11 protein-coding genes and 1 tRNA gene are annotated in these 11,994 nt (G+C 61.1%); 3 read left to right on the top strand and 9 right to left on the bottom strand.

Annotation, left to right across the window (positions count from 1 at the left end):
- Positions 1-80 precede the first annotated feature (80 nt).
- The 7 genes from ACYVI2_RS06955 to cysS all read right to left on the bottom strand — a co-directional run bounded on the left by ACYVI2_RS06955 (position 81) and on the right by cysS (position 7,100).
- Positions 81-938 (bottom strand): polysaccharide pyruvyl transferase family protein, encoded by an 858-nt coding sequence (locus ACYVI2_RS06955; RefSeq protein ID WP_415821697.1) that lies wholly within the window; start codon positions 936-938, stop codon positions 81-83.
- Positions 939-1,062: 124 nt separating this feature from the next.
- A tRNA-Ser gene (locus tag ACYVI2_RS06950) sits at positions 1,063-1,155 on the bottom strand.
- Positions 1,156-1,225: 70 nt separating this feature from the next.
- Positions 1,226-2,491 (bottom strand): aspartate kinase, encoded by a 1,266-nt coding sequence (locus ACYVI2_RS06945; RefSeq protein WP_415821698.1) that lies wholly within the window; start codon positions 2,489-2,491, stop codon positions 1,226-1,228.
- Between the two features lie 464 nt (positions 2,492-2,955).
- Complete coding sequence (gene tilS / locus ACYVI2_RS06940; protein ID WP_415820556.1) at positions 2,956-3,948, bottom strand: tRNA lysidine(34) synthetase TilS; 993 nt, start codon at positions 3,946-3,948, stop codon at positions 2,956-2,958.
- A 25-nt stretch (positions 3,949-3,973) separates the two neighbouring features.
- On the bottom strand, positions 3,974-4,939 hold the full coding sequence (locus tag ACYVI2_RS06935; protein ID WP_415820478.1) for an acetyl-CoA carboxylase carboxyltransferase subunit alpha: 966 nt from the start codon (positions 4,937-4,939) through the stop codon (positions 3,974-3,976).
- 37 nt (positions 4,940-4,976) lie between these two features.
- The gene (locus tag ACYVI2_RS06930; protein WP_415820479.1) at positions 4,977-5,621 is read right to left on the bottom strand and encodes a DNA-3-methyladenine glycosylase family protein; all 645 of its coding nucleotides are present in this window, start codon (positions 5,619-5,621) and stop codon (positions 4,977-4,979) included.
- Between the two features lie 15 nt (positions 5,622-5,636).
- Positions 5,637-7,100 (bottom strand): cysteine--tRNA ligase, encoded by a 1,464-nt coding sequence (gene cysS / locus ACYVI2_RS06925; RefSeq protein WP_415820480.1) that lies wholly within the window; start codon positions 7,098-7,100, stop codon positions 5,637-5,639.
- 261 nt (positions 7,101-7,361) lie between these two features.
- Between cysS and ACYVI2_RS06920 the strand changes: the two genes are divergently transcribed.
- The 3 genes from ACYVI2_RS06920 (at position 7,362) to ACYVI2_RS06910 (ending at position 9,371) form a co-directional block, all read left to right on the top strand.
- Positions 7,362-7,967: a tetratricopeptide repeat protein gene (locus ACYVI2_RS06920; RefSeq protein ID WP_415820557.1), complete on the top strand. Its 606-nt coding sequence runs from the start codon at positions 7,362-7,364 to the stop codon at positions 7,965-7,967.
- A 131-nt stretch (positions 7,968-8,098) separates the two neighbouring features.
- Positions 8,099-8,608 (top strand): peptidylprolyl isomerase, encoded by a 510-nt coding sequence (locus tag ACYVI2_RS06915; protein WP_415820481.1) that lies wholly within the window; start codon positions 8,099-8,101, stop codon positions 8,606-8,608.
- The gene (locus ACYVI2_RS06910; RefSeq protein ID WP_415820482.1) at positions 8,601-9,371 is read left to right on the top strand and encodes a UDP-2,3-diacylglucosamine diphosphatase; all 771 of its coding nucleotides are present in this window, start codon (positions 8,601-8,603) and stop codon (positions 9,369-9,371) included. The genes ACYVI2_RS06915 and ACYVI2_RS06910 overlap by 8 nt, the downstream gene beginning before the upstream one ends.
- Before the next feature lie 102 nt (positions 9,372-9,473).
- Here the strand turns inward: ACYVI2_RS06910 and ACYVI2_RS06905 are convergent, their stop codons facing one another.
- Positions 9,474-10,340 carry an undecaprenyl-diphosphate phosphatase gene (locus ACYVI2_RS06905; RefSeq protein WP_415820483.1) on the bottom strand — a complete coding sequence of 289 codons (867 nt, stop codon included), beginning with the start codon at positions 10,338-10,340 and terminating at the stop codon, positions 9,474-9,476.
- A gap of 24 nt (positions 10,341-10,364) precedes the next feature.
- Positions 10,365-11,948: a TerC family protein gene (locus ACYVI2_RS06900; RefSeq protein WP_415820484.1), complete on the bottom strand. Its 1,584-nt coding sequence runs from the start codon at positions 11,946-11,948 to the stop codon at positions 10,365-10,367.
- Between the last annotated feature and the right edge of the window lie 46 nt (positions 11,949-11,994).

Here is an 11,994-nt window from a genome sequence, read left to right as displayed (position 1 = left end):
CCAGCGTGATGCTCGGGGGAGCAAGCACGCTTTCCCGCCGTCAGGGAACCGCGGTGCAAACTGACTCAGAAGACTGAACGCTAAGCCAGATCCAGCATTGCCAGCGGAAAAGCGGTCATCAGCGCGTCTGCATCAAAGACTGGAGCAGGCAGATCGGGAGATTGCAGCGCTTGCGGAATGGAAGTCGAAAACGCCGCAGACGGCCTGCCTGTGCCCAGGAAATAATCCATGTACTTGAATGCCGGCTCAAACAGGCTCGCAATCGGGCGGACCGGCGTGCCGAGCGCCTCGGCCAGGACAATGCCGTGAAGTGAACTCGCCAGTACGAGATCCGCGACGGCGATCTCTGCCGCCACATCCCAGGGTGTCATTCCCGGACTCACGCTGCGAATATCGGCAGTCAGGGCGAGATGCCCCGTCGACATGAGGCGCTCATCGTTCAAGTTCGGAATGTACACAATGCCCCCAGTGGGGCCGGCACTGCGGCGCTTTTCGATGGCCTGCTCGAGCTCGGCAGCAAACAGGCGAGGAAACAATAGGCCAGGGTCGCCATAGACTTCGGGACATGTGATCCCGCGTGTCTTGAGGACCTCTCGTGTCAGCGGTCCACGCACCGCGGTGGCGACAATGCCGATTTTGCCGTTCACGTGTATGGGCCAGACCTTGCCATTGATGCCCGCGCCCCAGATCACATCGCCTTTGCGCGCGTTGTGAATGATTGAACCGACCGACAATAGTTTGGAACGTCCTGCCGCGGGCGCATCGATAACCTGAAGATGGTGTTTCCCATGCTGCGCCAGCAAGGCACGCACGATCATCGGTCCGAGCTCATCGCCAAAATTTGAGGCGTTGGGACGATTGGGCACCCAACGATAGACAGGTACGGTATGGCCGTCAGCCAAGGGAAGATGATCAACGGGTTGCGAAGGTTTCGTCATGAGAAGAAGGATAGTCGAGCACGAACGCAGTCGTGTTAGTGCATAAGACCGAATCTAATCGCAAGAAACAAAAAAGCATCATGAGAAAAGCCCTGCATTAGCAGGGCTTTTCTCATGATGCTTTTGGCGGAGACGGAGGGATTCGAACCCTCGATGCAGTTTTAAGCCACATGCTCCCTTAGCAGGGGAGTACCTTCAACCACTCGGCCACGTCTCCGCAGAACTTGCAATTCTAGCACGATTTTTTTGACGTACGCCAATGGCGCACGCCAAAAATCTGCGCGGACTCAGACTTTTTCCGCAGGCACTTGGTCCAGGCCAAAGGCCTTGTGCAGCGAACGGACGGCCAGCTCCATGTATTTGTCATCGATGACCACCGAGGTCTTGATTTCGCTGGTGCTGATCATCTGGATGTTGATGCCCTCTTGCGACAGGGTCTGGAACATCAGGCTGGCAACGCCGACGTGCGAACGCATGCCGATACCGACGATGGAGACTTTGGCGACTTTGTCATCGGTGACCAGCTCGCGTGCCTTGACCGCGGGTACGACTTCGCGCTGGAGCAGTTCGATGGTGCGTTGGAACTCGTTACGGTTGACTGTGAACGAGAAATCGGTCGTGCCAGCGACGGACTGGTTTTGCACGATCATGTCGACGTCGATGTTGGCAGCGGCGACAGGGCCCAGGATGGAGAAGGCTACGCCCGGGGTGTCGGGCACGGCCAACAGGGTGATCTTGGCTTCGTCGCGGCTGAAGGCGATGCCGGAGACAACGGCGGCTTCCATTTTTTCGTCTTCCTCAAAAGTAATCAGCGTGCCCGAAGTCATTTCTTCTTCGAGCGGGATAAGCGGGTCGGTCAGCGAGGACAGCACTCGGGTGGGGACGCGGTACTTGCCGGCGAATTCCACCGAGCGGATCTGCAGTACCTTGGAGCCCAGCGAGGCCATTTCGAGCATTTCTTCGAAGGACACGACGGACATGCGGCGTGCCTGCGGGACGACGCGCGGGTCGGTGGTGTAGACGCCATCGACATCGGTGTAGATCAGGCATTCGTCTGCCTTGAGGGCAGCAGCGACGGCCACGGCCGAGGTGTCCGAGCCACCACGGCCGAGCGTGGTGATATGCCCCTCGGGATCGATGCCCTGGAACCCCGTCACAATGACGACACGGCCAGCATCGAGGTCAGCACGGATGCGGGCGTCTTCGATGGAGGTGATGCGCGCCTTGCTGAAGGACGAGTCGGTGCGGACCGGCACCTGCCAACCTGTATAACTACGGGCGGCGACGCCTTCGGCTTGCAGGGCGATGGCGAGCAGGCCGCTGCTGGCTTGTTCGCCAGTGGCGGCAATCATATCGAGTTCGCGGGGGTCGGGCTGGGGCGCGATTTCGCGGGCCAGGCCCAGCAGGCGGTTGGTTTCGCCGGCCATGGCCGACGGCACGACGACCACTTGGTGGCCAGCGGCATGCCATTTGGCAACGCGGCGGGCGACGTTGCGGATGCGCTCGACTGAGCCCATCGAGGTACCGCCGTATTTGTGAACGATCAGGGACATCTCGTACTCTGGCTGGAAACCTGCCACTGCTGGGCAGGCAAAGCTGAGTATTTTAACGCGTGGTGAAAATTTGCGCAGGGGTGGGTGAATTCTGGGGGTGTTGAGCGTTCAGATTATCTCTATTTAGACGTACCGGCGGCGTGTCTGAGGCGGCGCTGGCCCTATCGCCCGGTCTGGCCGCCTGCGCGGCCAGACTGCCCTTCGCCAGTCTCATCAGGCGGGGCGGCTGGGCAAACTCGCTCCGCTGCGCTCCACTCAAACATGCCCAGCCGACTGCCCCCCGCCTGATGAGACTGGCTCGGCGGACTCAACGGGCCAGCGCCGCCTCAGACACGCCGCCGGTACTCGCGATGGAGGCATGCTGCGGGCGGTGAAACCCTTTGTTGAGCACATCGTTTTTTTGGAACGCGTGCTTATTCCCTTTTTCTTTATAAGGGTGCCTCGCCTGTGGTTGGGTATGAGGTTTATGCCTCGCTGCGAGGCTCGATCCGGACTCGGCCGCGGTGGCAATGGATGACGTGCTGGGCGTGGGCGACTTGCATCTGGCGGTCGTGGCCGAGGCTGTGTAGTTGGCGCAGTTGGCGTAGCAGGTCTGCCATGCGGGCTTCGGTGGGCATGCGGGCGCCATTCAAGCGCAACCAATGACGTAGCACCAATGATTGCCGGGCGGGTGGCAGGCTGCGCCATTGGGCCAGGGAAAAACTCTTGCCGTCGGGCGAGAGATCCAAGGTGGCCAAGTCGTTTTGTGCGACCTCTTCGAGGATGGCGGTTGTCTCGGCAGCGTGGCGTGCGTGGCTGGCCAGGCGGGCTTGCCAGCCGGGCCAGCGGGCGTCCAGAACTGGGGATAACAACTCGCGAACGGCTGCACGGGTGTAACGAGGGTCCGCGTTGGTGGGGTCCTGGACGGCATGCCAATCGTGCTGTTCGGCGAATGCTAGGGCGGATTGCAGGATGCTGGCGCGGCTTTGGTTCAGCCAGGGGCGATGGTAGGTGATGCCGTCGCGCTGCATGGCGGGTGCCATGGCGGCCATGCCGTCGGGGCCCGTGCCGCGCAATAGGCGCAGCAGGACGGTTTCGGCCTGGTCGTTCTGGTGATGAGCCAGCAGGATGTGCTGGACGTCGTGTTGATGCGCCAGTTCAGCTAACGAAGCGTAGCGCGCATCGCGAGCGGCGGCTTCGATGCCCAGGCCGGTAGTGGCGTCAACCTGAGCGTGTGCGGTAGCAACGGGTACGCCCAGGATGCGTCCCAAGGCCTGGACGTGATCGGCCCAGCCATCGGCGGCCGTCTGCAGGCCGTGGTGGACATGGAACAGGATGATTTCCGTGCCGGACTCGCGTGCCAGAGCGGCAGCATGTGCGGCAAGCATCGCGGAATCTGCGCCGCCGCTGGTGGCGACGGCGAGACGCACCGCCGGATTTGCCACGCCCTGCCATACTTTGCGCAGGGCTGCGGTCAAATCAGGGCTGGGGAACACGGCAGTCTCAGTTGCGGACTTCTTGGAATTTGCCGTACGACAGCAGGCGTTGCACGCGTTGGTCGACCAGTTGTTCGGCTGTCATGCCGCGGAACTGGCGCAGGGCGTCGCCCAGTGCGCGGCGCAGCAGACGTGCCATGACACGGGGGTCGCGATGAGCGCCGCCCACGGGCTCGTTGACCACGCGATCGATCAGGCCCAGGTCTTTCAGGCGCGGCGCGGTGATGGCCAGGGCCTCGGCAGCCTCGGAGGCCTTGTCCGCACTGCGCCACAGGATGGAGGCGCAGCCTTCGGGCGAAATCACCGAGTAGGTGGCGTATTGCAGCATCAGCACGGCGTTGCCGACGGCGATCGCCAAGGCGCCGCCGGAGCCGCCCTCGCCGATGATGGTCGTGATGACCGGAACTTTGAGTTCGGCCATGGCATACAGGTTGTGCCCGATGGCTTCGGATTGGCCGCGTTCCTCGGCACCGACGCCGGGGTACGCGCCCGGGGTGTCGACAAACGTGAAGATCGGCAGCTTGAATTTTTCGGCCAGGCGCATCAGGCGCAGGGCCTTGCGATAGCCTTCGGGACGCGGCATGCCGAAATTGCGTGCGGCGCGTTCTTTGGTGTCACGGCCCTTTTGGTGGCCGATGATCATGCAGGATTCGCCGTTAAAGCGCGCCAGGCCACCGACAATGGACTGGTCATCGGCAAACATGCGGTCGCCGTGCAGTTCGTGGTAGTCGGTGAAGATCTCCCGGACATAGTCCAGGGTATAGGGGCGCTGCGGATGCCGGGCCACCAGGGCGGTTTGCCACGGCGTCAATTTGCCGTAGATTTCCTTGGCCAGCGTCTGGCTTTTTTGCTGCAGCCGGCCGATCTCGTCAGAAATGTCGACGGCAGAATCGGCCTGGACGTAGCGCAGCTGCTCGATTTTGTTCTCGAGCTCGGCCAGCGGTTGTTCAAATTCAAGGAAGGTATTGCGCATGAAGTAGGGTTTCCGTTATTGGGTGCCAGGTGGTGCGTTAGTTCAGAGCCGTATGAGGCTCCAGACTGCGCCACAGGTACCAGGTCGCCACGGTACGCCAAGGCTGCCACGCCGACGAGACCTCTCGGGCCTCGAAGCGCGAGACAGGCTCTCCGCTGAAGTAGTGTAACGAGATTGCCTTGAGCAATCCCAGATCGTCCAGCGGCAGCACATCGGGTCGCTGCAAATGAAAGATCAGAAACATCTCGGCCGTCCAGCGGCCGATGCCACGAATGGCGACCAATTCTGATACCACGCTTTCGTCGTCCATGGCGGCCCATTTTTCCGGGTGCACACGGCGTTCGCCAAAATGCGCGGCTAAATCTTGTACGTATTCACACTTGCGTTGCGGCAGGCCGGCTTGCCGCAAGCCCTGTACGCCAATGTTGAGCACACTGCCCGGCGTGGGGCGCTTGCCGACGGTATCCAGAAACCGCTGCCATAGTGTATCCGCGGCTTTGCTGGAAATCTGCTGGCCGAGGATGGCGCGCGCCAGCGTGATAAACGGCGAGCCGCGCGACGTCAGCCAGGTTTCACTGTGCTGCGGAATGATTTTCTTGAGAATGCGATCGCGCCGCATCAGGTGGGCGACGGCTTCTTCCCAGTAGTCGGGCTTGGCGATGGCGATATCTGCGCTAGACATGACAGTGCGGGTTCCTCAGGCGCGGCGCCATTGGGTGATACCACCGGGTTTGTCATCGAGCTCGATGCCGGCCTCGCGCAACTGGGCGCGGATCCGGTCGGCCTCAGCGTAGTCGCGTGCCTGTTTGGCTGCCGCGCGCGCAGCGATCAGGGCATCGATCTGCTCGGCGTCCAACTCGTTGGTGGCGGCAGCGCCCCCCTGTGCCAGGCTGGTCGCCGAATAGCGGGTGGTGCATTGAAAGTAGCTGGCCGGGTCCTGTTGCAGCAGCCCCAGCACCGCGGCCAGCGCCTTGAGCTGGCCGGCAGCGTGCGCGTCACGGGTGCGATTGGCATCGGAGGCCAGCTCGAACAATGCCGCCAACGCGCCCGAGGTATTGAAATCGTCATCCATCGCAGCCTTGAAGGCCTGCGCCTGCGGGGTATTCCAATCCACCGCACTGTCGTCGGGCGCGACGTTCAGCAGCGCCTGATAGAGACGATCCAAGGCGTTTTGCGCATCGACCAGGTTGTCCGGCGCGTAGTTTTGCGGGCTGCGATAGTGATTGCGCACGATAAAGAAACGCAACATTTCGGCTTCGCGCAGATTGACCGCGTAATCGGCCTGGTCAGCGGCAGCCTCGCCCTGGGCGATAGTCTGGCGGATGGTACGGAAATTGCCCAGGGACTTGGACATTTTGTCCGAATCGACCATCAGCGGACCACAATGCATCCAGATGTTGGCCAAGGTGCCGCCGAATGCGCCCTCGGTCTGGGCGATTTCGTTCTCGTGGTGCGGGAATTTCAGGTCGGGACCGCCACCATGGATGTCCAGGGGCAAGCCCAACAGGGCCTTGCTCATGGCGGAGCACTCGATGTGCCAGCCGGGACGGCCCAGGCCATAGGGAGACGGCCATTTGGTGTCTTCGGGCTCGTCGGGCTTGGCGGCCTTCCAGAGGACGAAATCCAGGGGATCGCGTTTGGCCGAGCCTACGGCCACGCGCTCGCCGGCGCGCAAGTCGTCCAGGGCCTTGCCCGAGAGCTTGCCATAGCCGGCAAAGCCGCGCACCGCGTAATTCACGTCGCCGTCATCGGCCCGATAGGCCAGGCCGTTTTGCTCGAGCTTGCCTATGATGTCGAGCATATCGCCCACATATTGGGTGGCCCGCGGCTCACGGTCGGGAGGCTGTACCCCCAGGGCGCGCTCATCGGCATGCATGGCGGCGATGTAGTACTCGGTAACCTCGCCGATTCTCCGCCCGGTCTCGACCGCCCGGCGAATGATTTTGTCGTCGATATCGGTGATGTTGCGCACGTAGTCGACCGCCAAACCGCTGGCACGCAGCCAGCGCTGCACCACATCGAAAGCCACCAGCATGCGGGCATGGCCCAGATGGCAATAGTCGTACACGGTCATGCCACACACGTACATGCGCACTTGGCCGGGCTGAGCCGGCTTGAAGGGTTCTTTCGTACGCGATAACGTGTTGTAGATGTGCAGCATGACGCTTGAACAGGCCTCGATAGATTGCGGTGCAAGTCCCGCGGAGCGGTCGGTGCCGGCAGGCGAAACATCGGCGGATAAACGACGAACGCAACCGGGGCTAAAATGGCGGTCGTCAAGTATAGCAAGCGGCCTCGTTACGCGCCCAACGCGTCTCCATTTTTAACGGATACCACAGTGACCCTAAACCGCCTTTTCCGTATAACCATGCTGATCCTGCCGCTGGTGGCCCTGCCCGGCGGCGCCGCTTTCGGGCAGGCCATGGGCGGAGGTGGCAACCTGCCCTACAACGACATGGAGACGCGCACCAAGCTGGATCCCCCACGCCCCGAGGGCGGCTGGAAGGGCCTGGCCAATCTGCTCGAAGCCCTGAAACCGGGCGTGGACACACGCCTGGACCCGACGCCGTCCCAGATCACGACGCATATTGAGCGCCTGCTCAATGACGGCAAGAACGAAGAAGCCCTCGCGATGATCGAACAGCGCGAGGCCGCCATCAAAGACCAGCGTGGCACCGATGTGCAGCTCATGTTCCAGCATGCGCGCGCGCTGGCGGCACTGGGGCGTACGTCCGAAGCAGTGAGCCTCTACACCGAGATGACGACCCGATTTCCAGAATTGCCCGAACCCTGGAACAATCTGGCTGCGCTGTATGCGCAGCAAGGCGAACTGGACCGGGCACACGATGCCCTCGAAATGGCGCTGCGCGCCGACCCAAATTACCCAGCCGCACGCGCCAACATGGGAGACATTCAACTCATGATGGCGCTGCGTACCTACCGTAATGCTGCGAACCAGGGCGTGCCTGGCATGAACGCCAAGGCACGTGAAATCGAAAACATGCTGAAGGAAAGCCAACACAGATGATTTCGCGCTACTCTCCTCTACATTTGCTGCGTTTAGCGGCCTGCAGTGTTGCCCTGGCGATCGTGCCGGCAGCCGCGAGCGCCCAGGCAGCAACCCCATCAACCCCCTCCTCCAAAGAAGGCACCCAACCCATGAGCACCTCTCCCCGCGTCAAACTGCAAACCAATCAGGGCGATATCGTGATTACCCTGGATGCGGAAAAAGCCCCCAAGACCGTGGAAAATTTCCTGAGCTACGTCAAGAGCGGTTTTTACAACGGCACGATTTTCCACCGCGTCATTGACGGTTTCATGATCCAGGGCGGCGGCTTCGAAGCCGGTCTCAAGCAAAAACCCACGCAAGCCCCGATCGAAAACGAGGCCAACAATGGCCTGAAGAACGACAAGTACACCCTGGCCATGGCGCGTACCAGCGATCCGCATTCGGCTACGGCTCAGTTCTTCATCAATGTGTCGAACAACGACTTCCTGAACTTCACCGCCCCCACGCCTAATGGCTGGGGCTACGCCGTGTTCGGCAAAGTCACCGAAGGCACCGAGATCGTCGACAAGATCAAAGGCGTAAAAACCGGCAACAGTGGCTTCCACCAAAACGTGCCGACCGAGGACGTGGTCATCGAAAAGGCCGAAGTCCTTGAATAAGGTCACATTGCAGGGCCCTGTCTGGCTGGCTTCGGATGTGCACCTGGGGCCGGCCACGCCGGCCACGGCCGAGGCATTTCTGGGGTTTCTGGATACGGCGGCAGACGAAGCCGCCGCCCTGCTCTTGCCTGGCGACATTTTTGACGCCTGGATCGGCGACGATGTCGTCAAGATCGCGCCGCCTTGGCTGGCGGCAGCACTCCAAGGGCTGCAACGCACGGCGGCCCGCATTCCAGTCTGGCTGGGACGCGGCAACCGCGATTTCTTGATGGGCGCCGATCTGGCCAATGCGCTGGGCGCGCACTTGCTGCCCGAGCCCGCCCTGTTGGAAACGGACTTTGGCCGTATCCTGCTGACCCACGGCGATGAGTACTGTACGGACGATGCGGCCTACCAGCAGTTTCGGACCATGGTGCGCAATCCGCAGTGGCAGACCCAGTTTCTGGCCAAGACCATTCCCGAACGGATGGCCATGGCGCAACAGGCGCGCGGTGAAAGCCAATCGGCGAATCAAATGAAATCCGCCGAGATCATGGACGTGAACGCGCAAGCGATCGAGCAGGCCTTTCGCGAGGCCGACATCGATATCCTGGTGCACGGCCACACCCATCGTCCCGCCCGGCATGTCCTGGAAGTCGATGGACGCCGCCGCGAACGCTGGGTGCTGCCCGACTGGGAATGCGATCATGCCAATCCGCCGCGTGGCGGCTGGCTGGTGATCGACCGCGACGGCATCACGCCTTACGATCTGGATATCGCCTGATCGCTGCCTGACTCTGGGCAAGGGCCTGAAAAAAACGCTGGATTCACGATATCGCGAATCCAGCGTTTTTTATTTCAGGCCTGCAGCTGAAGGGCCGCCACATCAGGCATGCGTCGTAAGCCAAATAGCCACCACAATGCCCAGTGCAATCCGGTACCAGGCAAACACGCGATAGGTGTGGTTAGCCACAAAGCGCAGGACCGCCCGCACTACCACCAGCGCACTCAAGAAGGCCGCGACGAAGCCCACCGCAATGGCCGACAAATCATGGCTGCTCAGTAAATCGATATTGCGGTACATGTCATAGACCGCAGCTCCCAGCATCGTGGGCATGGCGAGAAAGAACGAAAATTCCGTTGCCGTCTTGCGTTGAATACCGGCAATCATCCCGCCGATAATCGTCGCACCTGAACGAGACACACCAGGGATCATCGCGACGCACTGTGCAACGCCGACGCCGATCGCCTGCTTCCACGTAATTTGCTCCAGCGTGCGGGCCGTGGCACGCTCATCCGAGGCAGAATCATCGGCCGCCCCCGGCACATCGCCAGGTGTATGGTGCGTGCGGCGCTCTACCCACAACATGACGAGGCCGCCCAACACCAGTGTCACTGCGACCACGCCGGGGTGATAGAACACGCTTTTGATAGTCTTGATGAAAATCGCCCCGATCACTGCAGCCGGCAAGAAAGCCAACAGCAGGTTGCGAGTAAACGCGACTTCAACGGGCACACCCGTCAGCGTGCCACGGATCAGTTGCCACAAGCGCGCCCGGAATACCCACATCACCGCCAGGATCGATCCCAGTTGGATCACCACCTCGAACACCTTGCCGGAACTCGAGGTGAAATTGATCAAGTCACCGATGACGATCAAGTGGCCTGTGCTGGAGACTGGGATGAACTCGGTCAGCCCTTCGATGATGCCGAGGAAGAAAGCCTTGATCAGGTATAGCGTGCTATCGGTCACAGTGTGCGTAGAAAAAAAGATTAATTAACTATCGCCATCGGCATCGGCCTCAGACGGCATCAGATACATGCGCTCAACGCGCACCGAAGCGATGCGGCGGCCATCGAGCTCCATCACCTCGAAGCGGAAACGATAATGCAGGTCTTCGTATTCGCAACTATCGCCAGGCCGCGGCAAATGGCCAAAACGCGCCAACAAATAGCCCGCCAGCGTGGAATAGTCTTGCGCATCGTCGAGCAGCCCTTCGGTTTCCAGCACTTGCTCGACATGATGCAGGTCGGCAGCGCCGTCGATTTTCCAGACGTTGTCCTCCAGCGGCGTGATGTCGGGCAGTTCGTCCTCATCTGGGAACTCGCCGGCAATCGCCTCGAAAACATCGATCGGCGTGACCAGGCCCTCGATCGCACCGAACTCGTCTGCCACCAGCACCAGTTGCCCGCGCGAGCGCTTCAGCGTGTCCATCAAGCGCAGGATACCAATAGATTCGTGCACGATGATCGGATCACGCAAACGGTTACGACGAATATGGCCGTCGGTAATCAGATCTGCAACCAGGTCTTTGGCGCGGCCAATCCCGATGACCTCATCGAGCGAGCCGCGGCACACTGGGAAAAAGCTGTGAGGCGCCTCGGTCAACTGCGTGCGTATGGTCTGCGCGTCGTCATCAATATTGATCCATGACAAATCGGTGCGCGGCGTCATGATGGAGCGTATCGATCGCTCGGCCAGCGTCAATACGCCACTGACCATGTTGCGCTCTTCGACGCCAAAGGCCGGCGTGTCGGGCCGGTCCGGGCGCGCGATCGCGGTATCGTCGCTTTCGGCCGGCGGGCGCTTGCCCAGCATGCGCAGCACGGCGCTGGCCGTACGGTCGCGCATCGGGCGGGTCGCATCCAGGCGCAACAGATTGCGGCGCGCCACCTGGTTCAGCGCCTCGATCGCCACCGAGAAGCCGATCGCAGCGTATAGATAGCCCTTGGGCACCTTGAAGCCAAAGCTTTCGGCCAGCAGCGAAAAACCGATCATCAGCAAGAAGCCCAAACACAACACCACCACGGTGGGGTGCGCATTGACGAAACGCGTCAGCGGCTTGGAAGCAATCAGCATCACGCCAATCGCAATGGTCACCGCCATCATCATGATGGCCAGATGATCCACCATCCCTACGGCAGTAATGACCGAGTCCAACGAGAACACGGCGTCCAGCACCACGATCTGCGTCACGATGACCCAGAAACTGGCGTAAACGCGCGGCCCGGACACCTCAGCGGCTTTGCCTTCGATGCGTTCGTGGAGTTCGAGGGTTCCTTTGAACAGCAGGAACAGGCCGCCCACCATCAGGATCAAATCTCGACCCGAGAACGTCAGCGGCCCGACAGAAAACAGTGGAGCAGTGAGAGTGACCAGCCACGACATGACGGACAACAGGCCCAGACGCATCAGCAGCGCCAAGGACAGACCCACGATACGCGCGCGGTCGCGCTGCGCGGGGGGCAGCTTGTCAGCCAGAATGGCAATGAAAATGAGGTTATCGATCCCCAGGACGATTTCAAGAACGACCAGGGTAAGCAGGCCGACCCACGCGGCGGGGTCCTGCAGCCACTCCATCAAGAGCTCCGAAAGTTTTGGAACCGCCAATCGTACATGGAAATGG

The organism is Bordetella tumbae (assembly GCF_054780995.1).
This window is presented reverse-complemented; position numbering and strand designations above follow the sequence as displayed.